The sequence below is a fragment of the Butyrivibrio sp. genome (assembly GCF_017433805.1).
Lineage (GTDB): Bacteria > Bacillota > Clostridia > Lachnospirales > Lachnospiraceae > Butyrivibrio.
The window spans coordinates 39,225-63,979 of sequence record NZ_JAFRGN010000057.1; the positions used below are offsets into that span (position 1 = coordinate 39,225).

The window sequence follows — 24,755 nt, forward strand, 5'->3', positions numbered from 1 at the left end:
TTTTATCTCCTTCCCGTATAACTATTTAAAAAGGTACCGCGCAGGTTGGTGCGCGGTACATAAATGTGCATTTACTTAGGTGCCAGTTTATTATCTAAGAGAGAAAAGCATCTCGCCGTATGTAGGGTAGCTCAAGTACTTCTCTGGGATAAGTGCCTCTGCCTTATCAGCGTACTTTCTGAGTTCATCCATATCAGCAAGGACTGTACTCTGATAGTAAGCAGCTGTTTCAAGGTTCTCTGTCATGCCCTCTGCCTTCTTGGTATCCTCATAAAGCTTTGTAAGTGCTTTGCACATCTCAGCGCTGGACTCATCAAGTGACTTCAGTACTCCAAGCTCAAGCTCGCAGCATGCGCCATCGAGGAGACTCTTCTTCTGAACGATCTCTTTTGAAAGATCCTTCTGATAAGCAACAAGGCCTTCTGTAAGGTCTTTTCTGACCATCTCCTGCATTGTGAGAGACTCGATATGGATTGACTTAGAGTAGTTCTCAAGGAGAATCTCATATCTTGAATGAATCTCTTCCTTAGTGAAGATGTGGTGCTTAGTGAAGAGTTCAATTGACTCATCAGAAATCCAGTATGGCATGCAATCTGGAAGAGACTTAAGGTTTGGAAGACCTCTCTTTTCTGCTTCCTCAACCCACTCATCTGTATATCCGTTTCCGTTGAAAAGAACTCTCTTATGCTCAAGGAGTGTCTCTTTTAATACTTCCTTGATCTTAGCAGCAAGAGCATCTCCTGAGAGACCTTCGAGCTTTGCATAAAGCTTAGCTACTTCTTCTGCAACTGCTGTGTTGAGAACGATGTTAGCGTTAGCAACAGATACTGCAGAACCAGGCATACGGAACTCGAATTTGTTACCAGTGAAAGCAAATGGTGATGTTCTGTTTCTATCTGTATTGTCCTTGGTGAAGTGTGGAAGTACTGTTGCTCCCATTGTCATCTGAGACTTGCCTGCTGCCTGATATGTGGAGCCAGCTTCTACAGCCTTAAGAACTTCTGCAAGCTCGTCACCAACGAAGATTGAGATGATTGCTGGAGGTGCCTCGTTACCACCAAGTCTGTGATCGTTACCAGCAGATGCTACTGAGAGTCTGAGTATTGGTGCATACTCATCAACTGCTGCGATAACTGCCATAAGGAATACAAGGAAAGGTGTGTTCTCACCTGGGTTCTTGCCAGGATCAAGAAGGTTCATACCTGTATCTGTGCAGATTGACCAGTTGTTGTGCTTACCTGAACCGTTGATTCCTTCGAATGGCTTCTCGTGAAGAAGACATGCGTAGTTGTGCTTGTCAGCAACCTTCTTCATAACTTCCATTGTGAGCTGGTTGTGATCTACAGCGATGTTAGCTGTCTCAAATACTGGAGCAAGCTCGTGCTGTGAAGGAGCAACCTCGTTGTGCTTGGTCTTAGCTGGAATTCCGAGCTTCCAGAGTTCCTCGTCAAGGTCATGCATGTAAGCAGATACCTTAGGCTTGATAACTCCGAAGTAGTGATCTTCCATTTCCTGACCCTTTGAAGCAGGTGCTCCAATAAGTGTTCTTCCTGTGAAAAGAAGGTCTTTTCTCTTCTTATAGAAATCTTTATCGATAAGGAAATATTCCTGCTCTGAACCGATTGTTGTGTTTACACGGTTAACATCCTCATATCCAAGAAGGTGAAGCATCTTAGTTGCCTCGTTTGAAAGAGCCTCCATAGAACGAAGGAGAGGAGTCTTCTTATCAAGAGCTTCTCCGCCGTATGAGCAGAATGCTGTAGGAATGTAAAGAGATCCGTCCTTGATGAATGCTGGTGATGAAGGATCCCATGCTGTATATCCTCTAGCCTCGAAGGTTGCACGAAGTCCGCCTGATGGGAAGCTTGATGCATCTGGCTCGCCCTTAACCAGCTCTTTTCCTGAGAACTCCATGATAACCTTGCCATCTTCTGTAGGAGAGATGAAGCTGTCGTGCTTCTCAGCTGTGAGGCCTGTCATAGGCTGGAACCAGTGTGTGAAATGTGTTGCACCGTTCTCGATTGCCCATTCCTTCATTGTTGCTGCTACGCAGTTAGCTACGTCCAGTTCAAGATGTGTGCCTTTTTCTATTGTCTTGTGAACTGCCTTGTAGATATCCTTGGGAAGGCGCTCCTTCATGATCTTGTCGTTGAATACAAGACTTCCAAATTCTGTTGTGAGTTTACTTGCGTCTATCATACCTTTCTCCTCCATTTTTTTCATATATTAAGAATTTTATTTGCCTGAAGCTCCATAGTTTGAAAGTACTCTTGCGGAAGGATCGTTTACATTGCAGCCCTCCCAGCTCTTATTTGGCATCCAGAAATCCACAACCATGTGCGACTGACCTGGATAGTACTTTTCAAAGATTTCTCTATATAAAAGCGACTCCTTGGTAAATGGAGTTGCATGCTTATATTTCTTTTTATTGATCTCATATTCAGCGTATGTGTACTGCTGGTCTGCATATTCCATCAGATCATCCCTGAGTGAGTGTCCAACTGCATCTGAGAAGGCTGCTTTTTCTCTCATGAGGATTGAATATGGGATAACTTCATCTTTTTCAAAGGCTTTGCGTAAAAGATATTTGCCAATGCCGTAGGTATTGAGCTTCTTCTCCGGGTCGATGTTCATTACGTAATCTACAAAATCCAGATCTCCGAAAGGAACTCTTGCTTCCAGTGAATTTACGCTGATGCATCTGTCGGCTCTAAGAACGTCGTACATGTTGATCTCGCGAATTCTCTTTTGCGCCTCTTCCTGGAAAGCCTGAGCGCTTGGTGCAAAGTCTGTATATTTGTAACCAAAGAGCTCATCTGAAATCTCACCGGTAAGTATTACCTTGATGTCTGTATTCTCGTGAATCCACTTGCAGAGCAGGTACATTCCGATTGATGCTCTTATTGTTGTGATGTCGTAGGTTCCAAGTGCTGCAATTACCGGCTCAAGGGCATTTATAACATCGTCTTTGGTAATGATGACTTCGTGGTGGTTACTGTGGATGTAGTCTGCAACCTCTCTTGCATACTTGAGGTCGATGGCATCTATATCCATTCCTATTGCAAAGGTTTCTATTGGTTTATCTGACAGGCTTGCTGCTACGCCGCATACCAGTGAGGAATCAAGTCCTCCTGATAAAAGAAATCCAACTGGCGCATCTGCATCGAGTCTTTTCTGAATCCCCTTAAACAGCTTGTCATGAATGTTTGCCGTGATCTGTTCAAGGTCCTGAGCCACATGCTCCTTTACCTTGGTCAGGTCTCTGTAGCAGACAAACTGTCCATCTTCATAGAAATGCCCTGGCGGGAAAGGCATTATCTTATCACACGCTCCCACCAGGTTCTTGGGCTCTGAAGCAAAGATTATATATCCATCAGCGTCATAGCCGTAATAGAGGGGTCTTATTCCTATTGGATCTCTTGCAGCAATGAATTTCTTTTTGGCCCCGTCGTAGATGACGCAGGCGAATTCAGCATCAAGAAGTCCGAACATTGCTGTTCCAAGCTTTTCATAAAGAGGAAGTAGTATTTCGCAATCACTTTCACTTTTGAATTCATACCCAAGGGATACCAGATATTCTTTTAGATCTTTGAAGCCGTAGAGCTCACCGTTACAGACCACTGTATTGCCATTTAAGTTAAATGGCTGCATCCCTGCTTCGTTAAGGCCCATGATTGAGAGGCGATTAAAGCCTACCCATCCTGCATCTACTTTCTGAATCCTGCTCATGTCAGGGCCTCTTGAAATGGTCTTTGAGAGCATCTGCTCAAAGAACTCCTGGGAAATATCTTCCCTTGCGTATGTAAGTATTGCGCACATACTGTTTCCTCCTGAATATCATTTATATTTAGTGATAAAGGATTGCTACACTTCGTTCTCGCAATCCTACATCCATTCGGAAATCGATATACTCATTTCATTCGTATATCTTTTTTCCTTATGTCTGTTAGGTCTTCAAATTCATATTCTGCTTAGTGTAAACACAGCAGAATATGAACTTTCATCCCTTTATCACTCAACATCCGCGAGGGCTGCTGCACCTTCCTCGCCGGTACGGATCTTTACTACATTGTCGAGACTGTATACGAAGATCTTTCCATCTCCGATATGACCTGTGTAAAGAGCCTTCTTGGCTGCTTCGATAACATCTGCCACAGGGATCTTGCTGATAACAACTTCCAGCTTGATCTTGGGAAGGAGAGTGGCATCCATCTCGACTCCACGATACATTTCGCCAGAACCTTTCTGGACGCCACATCCCATGACTTGAGTAACAGTCATCCCTGTTACACCGAGATCGTTCATTGCACGTCTCAGCTTATCGTAGCGGGACAACTTAGCGATAATAACAACTTTATGAATACCTGATTCTGTATGAACTGGTGCAGCTACAACTGGAACTGATGCATTCTTCTGGAATGTAGAAGCTTCGCTGTACTCGCTGACACCAAGGTCTGTATTTTCATTAACTGCCATCTGGAGTGTGTTAGAAACATCCATGATCGCAAATCCTGAATAAGCGCTTGCAAGGCCATGCTCTGTTGAGTCAAGACCAAGGATCTCTTCCTCTTCTGTAACACGAAGGCCAAGAACTGCCTTGATAGCAAGGAATGTAAGTGTGATCATAACTGCTGTCCAAGCTGCTGTAGCTGCGCATCCAAGAAGCTGGATTCCAAGGAGCTTGAAGCCGCCGCCGTAGAAGAGACCTACCATCTCGTTTCCAGCTGCATCAGCAATTGAGTAGCCAGGTGCTGTATTTGTAGCAAAAAGACCTACTGCAAGTGTTCCCCAGATACCATTGAGGCAGTGAACTGCAACTGCACCAACTGGATCATCAACATGAAGCTTGTAATCAAGGAACCAAACACCGAAGCAAACAAGAAGGCCTGCTACGATACCAATTACGATTGAACCAAAAGCATCAGCTACATCACAAGGAGCTGTGATAGCTACAAGACCAGCAAGTGAAGCATTCAGACACATTGAAACATCTGGCTTACCATATTTGATCCATGTAAAGATCATACATGTTACTGTTGCAAGTGCTGGAGCAATAGTTGTTGTTACGAATACTGAACCGAGCTGATCAACTGATGTACAAGCTGCTCCGTTGAAGCCATACCAGCCAAGCCAGAGGATGAATACACCAAGAGCTGCTGCTACGAGGTTATGTCCTGGGAAAGCATTTACTTTTGTAACCTTTCCTGACTTATCTCTTTCAAATTTACCAATACGTGGTCCAAGGAAAGCTGCACCGATAAGTGCTGAGATACCTCCAACCATGTGAATACAGTTAGAACCTGCAAAATCGTGGAAACCGATCTGTGCGAGCCAACCGCCGCCCCATGTCCAGTGAGCCTCGATAGGATAAATGATTGCTGAGATAACTGCTGAGTATACACAGTAAGAAATGAACTTAGTTCTCTCTGCCATTGATCCTGAAACGATTGTTGCTGTTGTAGCACAGAACACAAGGTTGAATACGAAGTTAGACCAGTCAAAGTTTGCATAACTTGTAAAGATGTCGAATCCTGGTCTTCCGATTATTCCTGCGATGTCTTCGCCAAGGAGCAATCCAAAACCGATAAGAATAAATACTACAGTACCAATACAGAAATCCATAAGGTTCTTCATTATGATATTTCCTGTATTCTTAGCCCTTGTGAAACCAGCCTCACACATTGCAAAACCTGCCTGCATCCAGAACACCAGGGCCGCTCCTATAAGGAACCATACGCCAAACACACTACTATCTATTGCACTTAAGATATCTTCACTCATACACGTTCTCCTCTCCGCTTATTAGCTCTTCATAATAAAAAAATGCAATGGCCCACTACACACCCCTGTAGTCTAATGCGCCATTGCATCTAATCTAATAGATATAACTATGAAGATATGATCATGTATACACGCACACCGCGGACTGCCCATGCATACAGATAAACAAAAAGCGCCTTAGAGATTCCTCTCTAAGACGCCCTTGTCTTTATGTTTATGAATTCTAAAACATATAAAAAGACATGTCAAGTATTTTGTATACAATAATGCAATTAATTATTTAACTAAACGAATATCTCCTATGAGTGGAAGTGGCTGTGTACTAAGCTGAAATGCTCTTGCTATACCCATAATGATATAGACAAATACCGCAATACAACCAACCCAACGTATAAGTCCAAATATTCCACCGAATTGTCCGATTGCTCCAAAAATTATTGCTGCAAGGATCAGTATAAGCCCCTGATTGAGATGATGCTTAACAACTACATCCTCCTTGTCGCGGAGCAAAAAGCTAATGATCCAGCCAACAACTGTTAAGTAGCAAAGTACTGAAAAAAGTTTGGTACTAGTATTAGATTGCATAATATCCCTCCCACATCAAAAACTTATCAGTTTTATGATACATCTATATTATACCTAATACCACACAAAAGTTGCTATTTATGCGAAAACCTTTTTTCTCCATTTACCTCTCATGTATCTGATAACACAGCCAATTCCTGTAATTGCCCAGGTAAGGCCGTTTGTGTACCAGCATCCCCAAAGTCCTACGCCTGGAATCGCCATAAGAACTGCAGCAAAGCCGATACGTCCAGCTACTTCTATGATTCCGTTTATAAGAGCAAAGGCTGCATCACCTACGCCGTTTAACATTCCTCTAAATACATATATAAGTCCTAGGAAGAAGTAGAAGCATCCTGTTATTCTAAGTCCCATTGCACCTATTCGGATTGCTTCCTGATTAGGTGTAAAGAAGCCAATGATAGCCTCGCCAAAAGCAAACATTACAACCGCCATAAGCGCACTGAATATAGCCACCAAAATGACACTCTTGATACATCCACTCTTAACTCTGTCGAGCTTCTTGGCACCGGCATTCTGCCCAGCAAAGGTAGATACAGCTGTTCCAAGTGATCCAAATGGCTGCTGAACCAACTGCTCAACACGTCCTGTGGCTGTATACGCCGCCATTACATTACTTCCAAAGCTGTTAACTACTCTCTGAAGGGCTACGCATGAGAAAGCGATAAGTGCATTCTGGAGCGCCAGAGGAATACCGAGTCTGATTGCTTTATCAATGATATCTGTATCCAGATCCTTGTGCCTTTTAGATAGCTGAAGATAGGGGTTCTTTTTAACTCCAACAACTATTGAGCCCACCATTGCTATTGTCTGGGAAAAGACTGTAGCTATGGCTGCACCGGCAACTCCCCAGTGGAGGCCTACTACAGTGATAAGGTCCAGAACTATGTTGATAATGCAGGCTACAACGAGGAAAATAAGAGGAGTCTTACTATCGCCAAGGGCCCTCAATATAGAAGAAATCATGTTGTATGCAGCAACCAGGAAAGTTGCTCCGCACACGATTCTCATGTATAAAAGAGCATCTCCCATACATTCATCAGGAGTATCCATGATAGTCAGTATTGGCCTTGCAAACACAACACTCACGATACTCATAAGAATGCCTGCTACAAGAGTGATATATATGGCATTACCAACTATCTTTTTAACATACTCATCTTTTCCAGCACCAAAATTCTGAGAGATCATGATGCCGACACCTGCGCCCATACCAAGGCACAGTGAAAAGAATAGGAAGTTTACGCTTCCTACCGCGCCAATTGAAGCAAGACCATACTCGCCTCCAAACTGGCCAACGATGATGGTATCTGCAAGGTTATAAAACTGCTGAAATAAATTACCCAAGAGCATTGGGATCGTGAATTTTATAAGAAGGGCTATTTCGTTGCCCTTAGTCATGTCGGTGACATATTTTTTTGCCATTAGTATTTTCCTTAAATTAGATGATTTCAGTGTCAATTTTCACTCTAACATTACTAATTGCAAAAGTAAACAAGGCAGCGCCACTGGCGCTGCCCTGCATAAAAATTTAATACTTTATTAAGAATAATTACTGAGCTGCTTTTCTAGCATCAAGCATTGGCTGATACTTCTCTGTATCAAATGCTGTAAGATCGCTCCATCCAAGACCCTCAAGCTGAGCTGTCATTGCATCCCACTGAGCTTCGAAATCAGCGTCGTCCTTAGCAAATACCATTCTCCATGAAGCATCCTTGATTGTATCGCCGCACTGCTTACGAGCAAGGCTGATATCTGTTGTATCAATAGCAAGAGCCATGTTGATACTTGGAACTACTGTCATCATGTTGTTCTTTGTAAGGTAATCAACGTCATCAGCTGCACCAAACTTATCTGTCCATTCCTTAGTTGTCTTTGTCTGGTTCATCTCGATTGTTGTTGACCAGAAATCTGTTCCGTAAGGCTCGTTTGTATCTGGGTTGATATCGCAAGAAGCTACGATCCACTGGTTGATCTGGTTGTTACCATCGTTCCAGTTTCCGCCGCCCTGATCTTCAGGAACAGCAACTTCTGCTGAGAATCTGTTAAGACCATCTTCTGTAAGTGTGTACTTGCCGTTCTCTACAGTGTAGATGAGGCCTTCTGTACCAGCATGCTGAAGCTGAACGCCCTCTGGTGAAGCATACCAGTCAAGGAACTCCATAAGTCTAGCAAAGTTCTCATCACTTACCTGTGAACCAACAGCAATAACACGGCCATCACCATAGTATGTATCAGATGGCTGATAAAGGTTTGTATCTGCTACAGGGATCTCGATGTAGTTAGTTCCCTCTTCACCCTTTGCAGGTGTGTTCCAGAAACCATACTGCCAGCTATACCAGTAGAGGTATACTCTCTTGTCCTGCATCTTGGATACCATTGAGTTCCAGTCCTGTGTAGCTGAGTCAGGATCTACAAGACCCATCTGGTTAGCCTGATATAAGAACTTAAGCATCTTGTAGTATGCGCCAGCCTTGTCTGTAAGAGGAACGATAGAGTTATCTGTTCCGATAAGGACTGATCCGTTTACTTCCTGTCCATACCACTTTGTAAGCTGCGCAACGTTCTCCATGTACTGGCTATCCCAGTCTTTCCAAAGAGATACAGCATATGCTGGGTCGCCCTTATCGTTTGTAGGATGTGCCTTCTGGATATCTGCAAGGCAGTTAAGAAGGTCATCTGTGTTCTTAAGCTCTGGAGCGCCTACTTCGTTGTACATATCCCATCCAATACGAGGGTATGTATAAACGTGAAGCTGCTTGTAAGCCGTAGGTCCGTTGTTGTTCATCTCAAGAGGAATAGCATAGATCTTAGTGCCATCACCCATCATTGAGTTGAACTGCTTGATCTGTGACATGTACTTAGCAAGGTTAGGATACTGCTCGATTACATCTGTCAGATCGTGGATAAGACCTGTTTCGATACATTCCTGCATGTCAGCATTGTCAAGGATAATAAGATCTCCAAGAGCACCAGCTGCGCAACGTGTCTGATAAAGAGCTGCGCCATCGCCTGATACCTGAGGTGCGATGATGTTGAGATCCATGTTGAATTTGTCTTTTACAATCTTTCCATACCATCCGGACTGTACGCCCTGGAAGTTAGCTGCTACATTGTAGAAATCTACAGTGTACTCAGATGAGTGATCTGCCTCTGCAGCAGGTGCAGCTGCTGTGTCTCCACCAGATGTGGATGTTGTCTCAGTCTTAGTAGAAGTCTGAGCATTTCCTCCTGTGCTCTCTGCAGCAGTCTGACCACAGCCAGCAATCATAGATGCTGCCATGATAGTTGTCATTGCCAGAGAAGCGATTTTTTTGAACTTCATTTTCATTCCTCCTTTTTCTTATAAACGCCCATTAAAAATGGGTAATTGCACATAAGGAACCTACCGCTCTCACTTCGTGAGCCGGTAGACGTTCGAACTAGATTCGATAATACCTCATCAAGTTCTCTCAGCCCTTAACAGCACCGATCATGATACCCTTTACGAAGTACTTCTGGAAAATCGGGTAAACAAGCATGATAGGTAAAACTACGATAACCGTAATTGTCATACGTACACTGGTTGTCGTCTGTGTTGTAGCTGCTGCCGCTGCAAGTGAAGATGTACTTGTATTGCTCTGAGCAAGTGAAGCAAGTGAGCTTGCCTGGTTCAGATACTGGTACAATACGAACTGCAGTGGATAAAGCTTAGTATCTGTCATAAGGAGCAGTGTATCCTGGAAAGCATTCCACTGGCTTACAGCTGAGAAGATAGCAACTGTCGCCATGATTGGCTTAATAACCGGAATAATGACCTTGAAGAATACTGTAAGTACTCCGGCGCCGTCCATTTCCGCAGCTTCCTGCAGCTCTTTTGGCACAGATTCTACGAATGTCTTAGTGAGAATCAGGTTAAATGGTGAAACAATTGCTGGAAGGATATATCCCCAGAAATTGTTGGTCAGGTGCATGTTCTTCATTACCAGATACCAAGGAATAATACCTGCATTAAAGTACATGGTTGCTACGATGAGTCTGTACCAAACCTTTCTCAGCCACATCTTTTCCTGAGTAAACATGAATCCCAGGTAAGCAGATGCAAATACTGTAAAGGCTGTTCCAAGAGTTGTTCTCATAAGAGAAATCTTGAGGGCCTGGAAAAGACCGTCAATTCTAAATGCTGATGAATAGTTATGGAAATGAATTCCTTTTGGCCAAAAGAGAATGTCTCCCTTTGCACTTAAGTCGTTGGCACTGATAGTATTTATAACAATATAGTAGAAAGGATACAGGCACAGAAATGCTGCTATTGAAAAGATGATGTAGCATATGATCTCAAGTGTGCGATCTCCTGCGCTTATCTTTATCTTGGTCTTTGGTTCAACTTCTTTTCTCATAGTATGCTCTCCCCTCTGATTGCCTTGGATGCTCCGTTAACGATAACAAGAAGAACAACGCTTACAAGGCTCTTAAGCATTGAGATCGCTACTGAAACAGAATATCCACCGCTTCCCATCGCCATGTTATAAACATAGAGGTCCAGAACCTGGATGAACTCTTTGTTGAAGGCGTTCTGGAATACGTAGTACTGTTCCATACCGTTGTTAAGGAAGTTAGCAACATTGATAACAAGAAGTACGAAATATGTAGGTAAAAGGCTAGGTATTGTGATGTGCCAGATAATCTGCATTCTGCTGGCTCCATCAACCCTTGCTGCCTGCAGAAGCTCATCGTCAATACTTGAAATAGCTGCGATGTACATGATCGCTACCCAGCCAAGGTTCTTCCATGTAAGCCACAGCCACTGAGTGAACCATACGTGCTCAGACTGCTGCAGGAAAAGAATTGGCTGCTCTATCCAGCCGGCCTTGATAAGAAGTGAGTTCATCATACCTGTGCTGTTAAAAAGAGCGAATGCAATTGAGTAAACCATTACCCAGCTGACAAAGTTAGGAAGTGTTGTAACTGTCTGTACAAACTTACGGAACTTGACGCCTCTGATCTCATTGAGAAATACTGCGAAGATCATAGGAAGCCAGCTTGTACCAAGAGTAATACCACTCATGGCAAAGGTATTCTTTAATACCTGTACAATCTGCTGAACTTTAGTAGGACTGCTTACTAATGATGAAAACCACTTAAAGCCTACGAACGGGCAAGCAGACAATGCCTTTGGTGGTTTGTAATCATAGAATGCGTACATCCATCCATAAAGTGGATAATAACAGAACAAAAGAACCAGAATAATGAATGGAAGCACCATTAAGAATAATTTGAATGAATAAACCTTTTTCTTTGTCACCCCAACTCCTCCTTTTAGTTTAACGTTAAACTAAACTGGTAAAAAATTTTCAGACAGACTGTCTGTCTTGTAAAGTGCACGGAAGCTTAATAACATATGGCTCTGAATATCTTATCTTTTCCCCGTCTTTCTTTTCCAAGCTATTCAGAATAAGTTCCGCGGCCTTTTTGCCAATCTCAGCAAGTGGAAGCTCTGTCGTAGTCAGCGCTGGCCTGAAGAACTGAGATATGGCTTCATTATCAAATCCTGCTACTGCTATTTTTTCTTTTACCGCAATCCCTTCTTCATAAAGATAGTCGTATACGCCACCGGCCATTCTGTCTGAAATTGCAAAGATTGCTGTAACCCCTTGTGTTAGTAGCTTGGCAGCTCCTTCTGCTCCGGATTCACGATCCCATCTGCCGTAATAGACAAGACTTGGATCAAAAAGAATTCCATTTTCATAAAGAGCTCTCTGATACCCTTTTAGTCGCTCGATTGTATGTGTGTTTTCTACGCGACCACCAACAAATCCGATTCGCTTATGCCCCGCCTTGATCAGATGTGTCACCATTTCCCAGGCGCTGTTCTCATCATCGATCACTACCGAAGGAATCTTGGAAGAATCTGACAGTGCATAACACATCACTACCGGAATAGAAAAATCATCTCCAAAGGACTTGATCACACGACAATGTCCAGCCAGATAAATAATTCCGTCAACCTGAGCAGATAACACATCCCTTAGGACCGGCTCAAACACTGATTTATACTCGTCCTCGTTGTTGTACCAGGTGTCTGACCATCTGTCATAGAGTCGCAGGTTATAAACCGTTGCTCTATACTGTCTCTCTTCACAATAGGCCATAATATTCTCTATTATCGGCGGTGAAGTAAACTGTGCCAGATCCTCCGCGATGATAGCTATGGTTCTGGTCCTCTTAACCCTCAGACCCTTGGCCATGTAATTTGGGTTGTAACCAGTTTCCCTGACAACATCCATTATTCTCTTTTTGGTCGCTTCGCTAGTCTTGGCTTTGCCGTTGATAACGTTGGACACTGTGGTTGCGGAAACGTTGCAGATTTCCGCAATTTCCTTCAGGGTTACCATCTCTACTCCTAAATGTCAGTTTTCTTTTGGTAAATCGTTAAACACACCATAAATATAACCTTTGCCCAGAACAATTGTCAACATTTTTTGGTAATTTGTCTATTAAACACAAACTATTTTGTAAACATTTGTGCAATTTGACCTTGCTAATAGTTATTGAAACACATAATATAATAAATATTTATGTTTAACGTTCAACTAAATCAGTGGTTTTTGTGCATTTAAGCAGAGAGGAAAAGTATGATTTACTACGTTGATGCTACGTCATTTAAAGACGGCGACGGCAGTCAGGCTCGTCCATTCAAGCACATTAATGATGCTGCCAAGCTGGCTGTTCCCGGAGATGAAGTTATTGTTAAACCTGGTGTTTACAGAGAACATGTAATTCCTGTAAATGCCGGAACTAAGGAAGCTCCTATTGTTTATCGCTCAGAAGAGCCATTGGGAGCTGTCATAACTGGCGCAGAGCTTGTAACAGGTTGGAAAAAGGTCAAGGGCACAACCTGGACAGTACGCGTTAGCAACACTATGTTTGGTTCCTATAATCCATATGTTGAAAGAGTATATGGAGACTGGTACTTCTCACCAATAATCAGACATACAGGTTCTGTCTTTGTTAACGACAACATGATGTATGAAGCTTCTTCTCTTGCTGAGTGTCAGAAAGGTAAAGGGGATCCTCTTGCCTGGGATCAGGTTGCGGCTCAGTATCTGTGGTATACAGAGCAGGATGAGAAAACTAATGAGACAGTTCTTTATGCTAACTTCCAGGACCTTGATCCTAACAAAGAAAAGGTCGAGATCAGCGTAAGACGTAATGTCTTCATGCCAACCAAGAATCACGTTGACTATATCACTGTAAGCGGCTTTAACATCAATAAGGCTGCTACTACATGGGCTCCTCCTGCAGCTTATCAGGATGGAATGATCGGACCTCACTGGTCTAAGGGCTGGATAATTGAGGACTGCGAGGTTTACGGAAGCAGATGCTGTGGTATCTCTCTGGGCAAATATCTCGATCCTGAAAATGATATGTACTTTACCAAGAATCATGTTAAGAGCCCTACTCAGATGGAGCGTGATGCTGTCTGCAGAGGTCAGTACCATGGCTGGTTAAAAGAGAAAATAGGTCACCACATAGTTCGTCGCTGCCACGTTCACCACTGCGAGCAGACTGGTATCGTAGGAAGAATGGGCGCTGTATTCTCAACAATCGAGGACTGCGAGATTCACGATATCTGCACATCTCAGCAGCTTGGCGGAGCTGAGACAGCTGGTATCAAGCTCCACGCCGGAATAGATGTAACTATCAGAAGAAACCATATCCATCACTGCATTATGGGTGTATGGCTTGATTGGGAAGCTCAGGGTGCAAGAGTATCTCAGAACCTGATGCACGATAACTACAGACACGGCGGCCTCAAGCAGGCTCCAGGTGCTATGTTCTCAACTGATGTATTCATCGAGGTTGGACACGGCCCTACGCTTATCGACAACAATATTCTGCTCTCACCTACTTCCATTATTATTCCAAGTGAAGGAATAGCTGTTATCCACAATCTGGTCCTTGGTGGTTTTGGTCTAATAAACTCTGGCGTAGACAGCATTGTTAACAACCAGCGAGAGCCAAGATATACACCTTATCACATCCGCCATAGGACAGAGGTTGCCGGCTTTATGACAATCCTTCACGGCGATGACAGAATTTATAACAATGTATTTATTCAGCAGCACCCTGTAACTGACAAGAAAAAGACTGCTGCCGATGCTGAATATGAAGTAGTTGGAACAGCTCCATTTGATATCTTCCCTTCCTACGAGGAATGGATAGGTCAGTTTGACTTTGAGAAAAACCCAGACATGGGCGGACTTGCAGAAGCACATTTTGGCCACCTTCCTGTATGGGTTGAAGGAAACGCATACTTCGGAGGCGCCACAGTATGTAAGCACGAAAAGAAAAAGAATCACCTTGAAGATAAAAAGACAAAAGTTACTGTCGAATTGAAAGAGAAAAATGGAGACTATTATTTAAAAACTTCTGTGGGTAAAGCTCTTGATGGATTCCTCGATGGCATTATAACTACAGATACTTTAGGCAAGGCATTTGAACCAGAGCAAAAATTCGAGAACCCAGATGGAACACCTATAACCTTCGACAAGGATTTCTTAGGTAACCATAGGTCTTCATCAACCATCCCAGGCCCTCTCGCTAATCTTGGAGCGAAAGAGACCTTAGTATGGAAGAAGCTTGAAATCAAATAATGACACAAAAAAGGAAGGTCTTGCGACCTTCCTTTCTTTTGCAGTTCTAATATTATCAGAGTGCCTCGTGGCATGTACGAGCGATAACGTCGAGCTGCTGCTCCTTAGTAAGGTTGATGAACTTAACAGCGTATCCAGATACACGGATAGTGAAGTTAGCATACTCAGGCTTCTCAGGATGCTCCATAGCATCGATGAGCTTCTCCTTACCAAATACGTTAACGTTAAGGTGATGTGATCCCTGGTTGAAGTATCCATCAAGAACGCTAACGAGCTTGTTAGCTCTCTCCTCGTCGTCATGACCAAGAGCGTTAGGGTTCATTGTCTGTGTATTTGAAATTCCGTCGAGTGCGTACTCGTAAGGAATCTTAGCAACAGAGTTAAGTGATGCAAGAAGACCGTTCTTCTCAGCTCCGTAAGATGGTGATGCACCAGGAGCAAATGAAGCGAATGCAGGTCTTCCATCAGGTGTAGCACCTGTAGCCTTACCATAAACAACGTTTGATGTGATTGTAAGGATTGATGTTGTAGGCTCTGAATCACGGTATGTGTGGTGCTTCTCGATCTTCTTCATGAATGTCTTAAGAAGCCATACAGCGATTTCGTCTGCTCTCTCATCATCGTTACCGTATCTTGGGAAGTCTCCCTCAACCTTGTAATCAACAACAAGGCCTGACTCATCACGAACAGTTGTAACCTTAGCATACTTAATAGCTGAAAGTGAATCTACAACGTGTGAGAAACCAGCGATACCTGTAGCGAATGTACGTCTTACGTTTGTATCGATAAGAGCCATCTCAGCTGCTTCGTAGTAGTACTTGTCATGCATGTACTGGATAGGGTTGAGGATGTTTACATAGAGTCCTGCAAGCCAATCCATCATGATGTCATACTTGTGCATAACTTCGTTGTAATCAAGAACCTCTGATGTAATAGGTGCCATCTCAGGTCCTACCTGCATGTGCTTGCCATCCTTTGTAAGGAACTTCTCATCCTTACCACCGTTGATAGCGTAAAGAAGACACTTAGCAAGGTTAGCTCTAGTTCCGAAGAACTGCATCTCTTTACCAGTCTGTGTAGCAGATACGCAGCAGCAGATGCTGTAGTCATCGCCCCAGATAGGTCTCATAACATCATCGTTCTCGTACTGGATTGAAGATGTTGTAACAGAGATCTTAGCAGCATACTTCTTGAATGTAGCTGGAAGCTTAGAAGTATAAAGAACTGTAAGGTTTGGCTCTGGTGAAGGTCCCATGTTCTCAAGTGTGTGAAGGAATCTGAAGTCGTTCTTTGTAACCATGTGACGACCATCCATTCCAAGTCCACCAACCTCAAGAGTAGCCCATACTGGGTCACCTGAGAAGAGGTTGTTGTATGAAGGGATACGAGCAAACTTAACCATTCTGAACTTCATTGTCATGTGGTCGATAAGCTCCTGAGCCTCAGACTCTGTAAGTGTTCCCTCCTTAATATCTCTCTCGATATAGATGTCAAGGAATGTAGATACACGTCCAACTGACATAGCAGCACCGTTCTGAGTCTTGATAGCTGCAAGATATCCAAAGTAAAGCCACTGAACAGCCTCTCTAGCGTTTTTAGCTGGCTGTGAAATATCAAATCCGTAAACGGCAGCCATTTCCTTCATTCCCTTGAGAGCTCTAACCTGCTCTGAGATCTCTTCTCTCTGACGAATGATGTGGTCAAGCATTGTGCCGTCGCCGCAGTTGTCATAATCTTCCATCTTCTTCTTGATGAGGTAGTCGATACCGTAAAGAGCAACTCTTCTGTAGTCGCCTACGATACGTCCACGTCCGTATGTATCTGGAAGACCTGTTACGATGTGGCTGTGTCTAGCAGCTCTCATCTCAGGTGTGTAAGCATCAAATACTGCCTGGTTGTGTGTCTTGTGGTACTCTGTGAAGATCTTGTGGAACTTCTCGTTAACCTTGTAGCCGTATGTCTCAGCAGCTTCCTCAGCCATCTTGATTCCGCCGTAAGGCATGAATGCTCTCTTAAGAGGCTTGTCTGTCTGAAGACCTACTACTGTCTCAAGATCCTTCATAGACTCATCGATATATCCAGGACCGTAAGCTGTAAGACTAGAAACAACTTCTGTCTCGCACTCAAGGACACCGCCCTTTTCACGCTCCTCTTTCTGAAGCTCCTGTAATCTGCCCCAGAGCTTGTTAGTAGCATCTGTAGCATCAGCAAGGAAGCTCTCATCTCCATCATATGGTGTGTAGTTGTTCTGGATGAAATCTCTTACGTTTACATCATCCAGCCAGTGGGTTCCTTTAAAACCTCTCCATGCTTCGTTCATAATAAAACTCCTCTCAAACATGTAACATCCATTGTTAAAATATTGTCACTTGTATTTACCGAAGAGTATATTAGCAAAATAGCATATACCAAACTTTGATTGTAATCAAATTTGGTAATTAATTCACAATTTCGTCACAAAAAAACAGAACGCAAATTTGTGCGTCCTGTCTGTTTTTATTTCTCGCCTCTGAGTATCGCTGTAGCATTCGCTACACGCTCAGCTGTTGGAGATTCTACACCTTCCAGCTGGTAAGGGATTCCAAGTGCTTCGAATTTGTGTTGTCCCATTGAGTGGTATGGAAGCACTTCTATCTTCTGAACATTAGAAAGTTTCTCAATAAAGCTTCTGGTCTGACGAAGATAATCATCGTTGTCTGTAATTCCTGGAACCAATACGTGACGGATCCAGATTGGCTTACCTATCTCTGATAAATATTCCATACCAGCGATGATATTCTCGTTAGGAAGTCCTGTAAGCTTCACATGTTCTTCCCTGTCAATGTGCTTGATATCTACCAGCAAAAGATCTGTATATTTCATAAGTTCCTGGAACTTGCCAAAGAACTCGCTGTTTCTATCCTCATTAAATGGCTGAAGCGCTGTATCAATACATGTATTGATTCCTCTTTCCTTTGCCATTTTAAAGAATTCGATGAGGAAATCAATCTGAAGAAGTGGCTCACCACCGCTAACTGTAATACCACCATCTTCTCCCCAGTATCCGCGATATCTCTCAGCAAAATCAAGAAGCTCCTCTGGAGTTCTCATATCCTCTGACTGTGGATTCCAGGTATCTGCATTGTGGCAGTACTTACATCTGAGATTGCATCCCTTCAAAAAAACAATAAATCTGATTCCAGGTCCATCTACTGAACCAAAGGTTTCTATGGAATGAATTGCTCCCTTTATCATATATATCCTTCCTAAATCCCCAAGAATCCTGGTAATTACTGGGATACATAGATTTCTCTAAGGGCATCTCTGTCAATTACCTTGATCTTGGCATGGCCTCTTCGCTCGATAAGGCCCATTTTCTCTAGTTCTCTGAGCTTGCGGCTGACTGTTTCCATTCTAAGGTTAACACTCGCTGCAATGTCATCGAGTTTCAATACTATATCATCAGATGGGCTTCTGTCTACCCTATACATTAAAAAGCCCGCCAGACGTGCCATTGGGTCCTTGGTAGAAAGAAGCATGTTTCTCTCATTGGCATCGTGAAGTTTTTTACTGAGCAGAATAATTATATTCATCGCCGCAGTAGGGTTATCCACAACCTTTATGAAATCGTCTCTGTGAATCTGACAGATAGACGCATTAGTAAGGCACACTGCAGAATATGGATAAATACTGCCATCAAGGAACATTCCTTCCCAGATGATATCGTGGTCAGCCAGAATCGTTATGATCTGCTCTCTTCCAAGTGAATCATACCTACAGAGTTTGATCCTGCCCTTCCTGATAATACAGATTGAGTCAACAGTCTCGCCCTCTCTGAAAAGATAACTGCCTTTCTTAAGAGTCTCGTGCTTGGAGTGTTCCATCAGACTCACCTGCGCATTAACAGGAAGTCCTTCCATAAGAGGGACACTTTCTGTGCAGAATCCACCGCATTCTTCGCAAATATTAAGGCCGATGATTCCTCGTTTCAGTTCCTCGGCCCTACTCTGACTCTGATATACTCCCAGATTCTTGTTCTGTATGAGATTTTGTTCGTCCTGTACTTTTTCTCTCATATCACAATTACCACTAATTACTGTCTTGACCAAAGATAGCAATACGCCTGTGTTCTGGCTGCAAAAGGCTCTGTCTTAAGAAGCTCTCTTACCTGTTCCTTGGTATACCAGCCTGGCTCTATCTCCTCTAATGTTGATGAGCTCTTGGCAAAAGAACCACCGGCTCTTCCCACGCAGCACACATTCTTTTCATTGGAGAATCCCACAGCGCTATAGCTCTCTCCAATCCAGTCATCTATTGCAATAAGGTCAAGGCCTGTTTCTTCCTTGAGCTCACGTCTTGCGCTCTCTTTTGGCTCCTCGCCTGGATCTATAAGACCTGCTGGGAAATTGTAAACCCATGCGCCAGGCGCCATTCTAAATTCTTTATTGATAAGTATCTTCTCACCTGTTTCATCGTGCATGATTAGAACTACTGCATCAACTTTTTTGTTATGTATATCTTCATAGCCCTTGAGATCAGGGTTCCTACTGATGATCTCATAGGTCTTTTCCTGATTATCTTCTGTTCTATAGTGCAGGTCATATCTGGTTATGAATTTGCCCTGCTCCTTCTTTTCCAAATACTCAAATTTCATGATCAAATGGCTCCATAAACAATCTGTCTGATTCCACGGATAAAGCTGTAGTCACAGCCGCCTTCAATCTGCTGCATGTAGATCACTGACAGCTCCTCGCTTGGATCAATAAAGAAATATGTGCCAGCTTTTCCGTCCCAGCCATATTCTCCGATACTGCCATTAGATGCTGCCATAGCTGGATCTGTAAGGATTCTGAAATAGTTACCATAGTTGTAGCCAAGGCATCCATTCATATCCCAGAACTGCTCCTGTACAGACTTTTCAAGCTGTGGCGTAGTCATAAAAGAAAGTGTCTTCTTACCGATCAGTTCTTTGCCGTGGTAAGAGCCTTTATTGAGAAGCATCTGTGCAAAATGCGCGTAATCATTGGCTGTAGAATAAAGACCTGAACCGCCCATTTCGAACCATGGAATAGCAGTAGGATTCTCCATCTCCATGCGGCGCTTAACGTCATCTTCAGCGCGTACAACTCTTCCTGTCTTATCTCTTCTATAGAGAACAGCCTGTCTGAAGGCCTTGCTCTCATCTATTCTGAAATCTGTATCTTCCATGTTAAGTGGAGTAAAGATTTCTTTTTTGAGGAACTCTGAATATTTTTTGCCTGTAATAACTTCTATGACACCAGCCATGATATCTGCTGAATGTCCGTATCTAAAACCGCTTCCTGGCTCAAATGCAAGGTAACCTTCTGCAAGCTTGTTGCAGACATCCACATTGCTCTTAAGAATTCCTGACTGTCTCTGAGTTTTGGCTTCCTTGTAAATCTTGGTCATCGATCTTTCTGCTTCACCAAAATCTCCGGAATACACAATTCCTGAAGTCATGTTCAAAAGATCTTTGACTGTTATAGGATTAGCCGCCTTAGTTATTCCTTCTGGAGTAGCTATCTTACACTCAGCAAAAGCTGGAAGGTAGTCTGAAACCTTACTCATAAGGTCCAGCTCACCTCTCTCAAAAAGGATCATTGCTGCCACAGCCGTAATTGGCTTGGTCATACTGAAAATCTTATAGATACTGTCTTCTCTATCGGGCTCGTAGTGATTCTCATAAACTCTTTTACCATTGTGTTCAACGAGAATTGTCGCGCCCTGTAATTTGCCCTTTTCACGCTGGCTCTCGATCAGGTTGTCCAATCGGCCAAGCTTTCTTATATTCATAACAACTTATCCCTCTTAATTAATACTTAACTGATGGCAGCATGTACTTCCTCTCGTAGAAGTCCACAGCCTGTTCGAAGCCATCACTCTTCTCTCTCTTGAGAGTTTCAATGTATTCATGAGCATCGTAGAGATCCTCATCAACCTCGATGATACCAACCGCAATATTACTGCAGTGGTCTGCAATACGTTCAAAATCTGTTCCGATATCAGACAGGTCAAAGCCCTGTTCAATAGTACATTTGCCCTTACGAAGTCTTCTGACATGACGACGCTTAACTTCCATGTTGATGCCATCGATTGTCTCTTCAAGAGGCTCGATAGACTTGGCAAGGTTAACATCCTGCTCAGCAAAAGCCCTGATAGCAAGATCCATGATCTCTTTTACTGCAGAAGCGAATATATCCATCTCGGTCTGAGCCTTAGGAGAGAAGGATCTCTTCTCGGCGCTCATTCCCTTAGCCTTCTCTGAGATGTTAAGCGCATGGTCACTGATTCGCTCATAGTCTGTGATGCAGTGGAGCAAAAGAGAAAGTGTGTGGCTATCTGATTCACCAAGGTGGTGAGAGTTGATCTTCATAAGGTAGGTTCCAAGCTGATCCTCGTAGGTATCGATCTTGCGCTCAAGGTGCTCAACCTCATCAGCAACCTCCTGATCGTAGTCATTAATAAGGCCAATTGCCTTGTTGAGAGCATCCTGAGACATGTTAGCCATTGTAATAGCTGCCTGTCTTGCCTGTTCAAGAGCAAATGGAGGGTTTGAAAGGAATCTTGGATCCAATGTACGGATACCCTGCTGTTCCTCCTGCTCCTTCTTTTCCTTCTCATCGATAGGAATAGTCTTGAGTGCCAGGTTAACAAGTACCTGTGCAAATGGCAGCATAAGTGGTGTTGCCACAAGGTTAACTAGTGTATGGATTCCGGCGATTCCTACCATACCAATCTCAGTTTCCATAAATGCAAAGTGCACTACAGCATTAAGTGCATAGAATATGATCATGAAAAGAGAAGCCTTGATCACATTGAAGTACAGGTGCATAAGAGCTGTTCTCTTACCGTTCTTGTTAGCTCCAAGTGATGAAAGGATGGCTGTGATACATGTACCAACCTCAGCACCTATAACTACAGGAATAGCCATGCTGTACTTGATCTTAACTGAAAGAGACAGAGCCTGGAGTACACCAATTGTTCCGGCTGAGCTCTGAATGATCATTGTGAAAAGAATACCTACAAGAAAACCAATTATTGGATTACTGAAGGTTGTAAGGATTGCCTTAAAAGACTCAACATCCTTAAGTGGTGATACGGCGCTTGACATGCTGCTCATACCAAACATAAGAACAGAGAAGCCAAGAAGGATAGTTCCGACATTTTTCTTTTTCTCAGTCTTGCCAAACATGTAAAGGGCAATACCGATAAGAGCCAGGAATGGTGTGAAGGATGCTGGCTTGAGCAGATTTATTATGAAGTTATCACTGCTGATTGCATTTAAAGACAAAAGCCATGCAGTAAAGGTTGTACCAAGGTTAGCACCAAGGATAACACTGACTGCCTGCTTAAGTGTCATGATTCCTGAGTTAACAAGACCAACAACCATTACGGTTGATGCAGATGAAGACTGGACCAGAGCTGTTACACCAACTCCGAAAAGATATGCGATGACTGCGTGTTTGGTAACGCTGGCAAGAACGCTTTCGAGCTTACCACCAGCCATCTTGGTCAGACCACCACTCATTACATTCATTCCATAAAGGAACATGGCAAGTCCGCCTACTAACCCCGCAACCAAACTGAACATTTCTAATGAACTCATTTTACCTCCGTATAGACACTCTCCCCTGAGAGGAACTCCCTCTCTATGCCTATTCATCAATATTTTTCTACTGTTACAGCTAATATATTACAGTATTAACCTAAAAATTGCCATAAAATTTGATTCAAAACAATTTTATTTTTCTGATCATAACTCTTTAACGAATTTAAGATATTCTCCATATTTGGCCTGATTAAGTCTGATGTCCGATGAGTCCGCTTCACCAGTATAACTGTGACCATAAATATTTTCTTCGACTTTGACAACTTCGTCTTCTTTAAAGCCAAGTCTTTTACATAATCTTATTGATACTTCATTTTCTTTTTTTACAAGGGCCTGCACCTGCTCAAGGCACAAAACCTTTTTGCCGTACTCAAGTATCGCGCTGCAGGCTTCGTAAGCGTAGCCCTGTCTCTGATACTCTTTTCCAATAAGAAAGCCCAGCTCTATATTATCAAAGCCGTTTCTAATGGAATAGCCGGCTCTACCTATAACTACGCCGTCCTCGGCTCTTACCAATGTCCACACGCCAAAGCCCATAAGTCCATAGACTTTTTCTATATAATCCTTCTGATAACGTTTCTCATCTTCGGGGTTTTCAAAGAGCCCTTCCATATAACGTGTCATCTCAGGATCTTTGTATAAGCGATAGAATTCGTCAATGTCATCGATAGTAGTTTCGCGGATAAGAAGCCGGTCTGTGCGGATCACTTCCCAAGGTTCTCCTGAATATCTCTGATAAGCCTTAACAAAAGAGTCTTCGTCAACTTCCTCTATATCTTCGAAAACATACTTAAGCCCTTCGAACTTCTCACCCTGATTGGTGCTGTAAATAGCGCCGATGCAATAATATCCTTTGGCTGTAAGCTCTTTGGCATAGGCATTGCTGTCGCAAATGATAAGTGTGTTCTTTTTGCCTGCTGCCTTGATCTTGGGATATGAAGCACCACTCGCTTCAAGGAGCTTAACTCTATAGCCACTGTTTTCGAGGTATTGGCCACTACTTACCACCTGTCGCAGTACTGTTTCATTTTCAATTGCTGCTTTATTTAAGGAAAAAATGATGTTTTTGAGCAAAATATAAACCTCTGTTATTTATCGATTCTATTTGCACTTTTATTATATTACACGCATATCGCAGAAAAAAGGCCGGCATCCCGAAGAACTCCGGTTTGTCGACCTCTCACAATATTCAATACAAAAATCAGGAAACAGAATGCTCTGCTGTGCGCTCTCCCTGTGACTTAGCATGTGCCATAGCTTCATTCATCAGGTTCATAAGCTCCAAAGCACTCCTGAAGGTTACCTTCTTGTTCTCATCTGCCCAAACAACCTTGCCCTGCCAGGTGTTATTCTGGCAATGTTCAATCTTGACTACGAAGGTTTCTTTTAATCTATCAGATTGATTTAGATTACTATGATCATCTATATCCTTCATACTTGCACCCTCGCAACTCAAAATTATGAACAAAAAAGATATTACCTATATGAAATATAAAATAATAATGTACTAATAATAATATATCCGCTACCGATATTTTATACTTTATGTCGTGATTTGCATACACTTATCATCAAATCATTTATTAATAATTCATAAACAAACGCACAATCTACATTATGTAGTATTCCGATAAAATTATCAACACAATTTTATAAAAAAGAAGAACGATGCCAAAATCTCTTCTCAGCATCGTTCATAATTTGTTTACAATTAATTAAAAGAATGGTTACTCAGAATCATCTTTTAGACATATCCTCTTGTTAATATAATATTGTCAGATGAGTTAAGACAATACCAATTTTAAAAAACTTTTTCATAATATGCCAGGTAAGGAAGCTTACCTGGCATCCTCCCTTTTATAGGGCTTTTTTTATGTCTAAAATTACTTGATGTTCCCCTGAAGGAAATTCTCCATATCTGCAACAGCTGACTCTTCATCAGATCCATCTGCGATAACAGTTACAGTCTCTCCAGAGTTGAGTGTCAGAGTCATCATACCCATGATGCTCTTAGCGTTAACCTTCTTGGACTGAGCCTCAATATGAACAGTACTCTCATATTTGCTGGCAAGCTGAACAAGCTCTGCTACTGGTCTAGCCTCAAGTCCTCTAGGCAACTTGATTTCGATAGATTTTGTGATCAT

At 42.8% G+C, this 24,755-nt stretch carries 19 protein-coding genes; 1 reads left to right on the forward strand and 18 read right to left on the reverse strand.

Annotated elements, in window-relative coordinates:
- Positions 1-90: 90 nt before the first annotated feature.
- The 9 genes from IJI01_RS13315 to IJI01_RS13355 all read right to left on the reverse strand — a co-directional run bounded on the left by IJI01_RS13315 (position 91) and on the right by IJI01_RS13355 (position 12,740).
- A complete protein-coding gene (locus IJI01_RS13315; protein ID WP_292191345.1) occupies positions 91-2,199 on the reverse strand; it encodes a glutamine synthetase III family protein in 2,109 nt (702 codons plus the stop codon).
- A 36-nt stretch (positions 2,200-2,235) separates the two neighbouring features.
- Positions 2,236-3,819 carry an asparagine synthase B gene (gene asnB / locus IJI01_RS13320; protein WP_292191348.1) on the reverse strand — a complete coding sequence of 528 codons (1,584 nt, stop codon included), beginning with the start codon at positions 3,817-3,819 and terminating at the stop codon, positions 2,236-2,238.
- Positions 3,820-4,011: 192 nt separating this feature from the next.
- Positions 4,012-5,781, reverse strand: coding sequence for an ammonium transporter (locus IJI01_RS13325; protein ID WP_292191351.1), 1,770 nt, complete (start codon positions 5,779-5,781; stop codon positions 4,012-4,014).
- Between the two features lie 276 nt (positions 5,782-6,057).
- Positions 6,058-6,366, reverse strand: a complete 309-nt coding sequence (locus IJI01_RS13330) for a hypothetical protein (RefSeq protein WP_292191353.1) — start codon at positions 6,364-6,366, stop codon at positions 6,058-6,060.
- 78 nt (positions 6,367-6,444) lie between these two features.
- A complete protein-coding gene (locus tag IJI01_RS13335; RefSeq protein ID WP_292191356.1) occupies positions 6,445-7,791 on the reverse strand; it encodes an MATE family efflux transporter in 1,347 nt (448 codons plus the stop codon).
- Between the two features lie 127 nt (positions 7,792-7,918).
- Positions 7,919-9,691, reverse strand: a complete 1,773-nt coding sequence (locus tag IJI01_RS13340; RefSeq protein WP_292191358.1) for a sugar ABC transporter substrate-binding protein — start codon at positions 9,689-9,691, stop codon at positions 7,919-7,921.
- 127 nt (positions 9,692-9,818) lie between these two features.
- Entirely contained in the window at positions 9,819-10,745 is a 927-nt protein-coding gene (locus IJI01_RS13345) for a carbohydrate ABC transporter permease (protein WP_292191361.1), read from the reverse strand.
- Positions 10,742-11,650: an ABC transporter permease subunit gene (locus IJI01_RS13350; RefSeq protein WP_292191364.1), complete on the reverse strand. Its 909-nt coding sequence runs from the start codon at positions 11,648-11,650 to the stop codon at positions 10,742-10,744. Before IJI01_RS13350 ends, IJI01_RS13345 begins: the two co-directional genes overlap by 4 nt.
- A 49-nt stretch (positions 11,651-11,699) precedes the next feature.
- On the reverse strand, positions 11,700-12,740 hold the full coding sequence (locus IJI01_RS13355) for a LacI family DNA-binding transcriptional regulator (protein WP_292191367.1): 1,041 nt from the start codon (positions 12,738-12,740) through the stop codon (positions 11,700-11,702).
- Between the two features lie 240 nt (positions 12,741-12,980).
- On the opposite strand from IJI01_RS13355, the gene IJI01_RS13360 reads away from it, so the two are divergent.
- The gene (locus IJI01_RS13360) at positions 12,981-15,002 is read left to right on the forward strand and encodes a right-handed parallel beta-helix repeat-containing protein (RefSeq protein WP_292191370.1); all 2,022 of its coding nucleotides are present in this window, start codon (positions 12,981-12,983) and stop codon (positions 15,000-15,002) included.
- Between the two features lie 55 nt (positions 15,003-15,057).
- On the opposite strand, the gene pflB is transcribed toward IJI01_RS13360, so the two are convergent.
- The 9 genes from pflB to IJI01_RS13405 form a co-directional block, all read right to left on the reverse strand.
- Positions 15,058-17,322, reverse strand: a complete 2,265-nt coding sequence (pflB, locus tag IJI01_RS13365) for a formate C-acetyltransferase (RefSeq protein WP_292191373.1) — start codon at positions 17,320-17,322, stop codon at positions 15,058-15,060.
- Positions 17,323-17,498: 176 nt separating this feature from the next.
- Positions 17,499-18,236 carry a pyruvate formate-lyase-activating protein gene (gene pflA, locus IJI01_RS13370; protein ID WP_292191376.1) on the reverse strand — a complete coding sequence of 246 codons (738 nt, stop codon included), beginning with the start codon at positions 18,234-18,236 and terminating at the stop codon, positions 17,499-17,501.
- A gap of 35 nt (positions 18,237-18,271) precedes the next feature.
- Positions 18,272-19,057 (reverse strand): Crp/Fnr family transcriptional regulator, encoded by a 786-nt coding sequence (locus IJI01_RS13375; protein ID WP_292191379.1) that lies wholly within the window; start codon positions 19,055-19,057, stop codon positions 18,272-18,274.
- Between the two features lie 17 nt (positions 19,058-19,074).
- Positions 19,075-19,635, reverse strand: a complete 561-nt coding sequence (locus IJI01_RS13380; protein WP_292191381.1) for an NUDIX hydrolase — start codon at positions 19,633-19,635, stop codon at positions 19,075-19,077.
- Positions 19,636-19,637: 2 nt separating this feature from the next.
- Positions 19,638-20,795, reverse strand: a complete 1,158-nt coding sequence (locus IJI01_RS13385) for a serine hydrolase domain-containing protein (RefSeq protein ID WP_292191384.1) — start codon at positions 20,793-20,795, stop codon at positions 19,638-19,640.
- A 19-nt stretch (positions 20,796-20,814) separates the two neighbouring features.
- Complete coding sequence (locus IJI01_RS13390) at positions 20,815-22,608, reverse strand: Na/Pi cotransporter family protein (RefSeq protein ID WP_292191387.1); 1,794 nt, start codon at positions 22,606-22,608, stop codon at positions 20,815-20,817.
- Positions 22,609-22,755: 147 nt separating this feature from the next.
- Complete coding sequence (locus tag IJI01_RS13395; protein WP_292191390.1) at positions 22,756-23,685, reverse strand: GNAT family N-acetyltransferase; 930 nt, start codon at positions 23,683-23,685, stop codon at positions 22,756-22,758.
- Between the two features lie 127 nt (positions 23,686-23,812).
- Complete coding sequence (locus tag IJI01_RS13400; RefSeq protein WP_292191393.1) at positions 23,813-24,046, reverse strand: hypothetical protein; 234 nt, start codon at positions 24,044-24,046, stop codon at positions 23,813-23,815.
- A gap of 448 nt (positions 24,047-24,494) precedes the next feature.
- On the reverse strand, positions 24,495-24,755 hold the full coding sequence (locus IJI01_RS13405) for an HPr family phosphocarrier protein (RefSeq protein ID WP_292191396.1): 261 nt from the start codon (positions 24,753-24,755) through the stop codon (positions 24,495-24,497).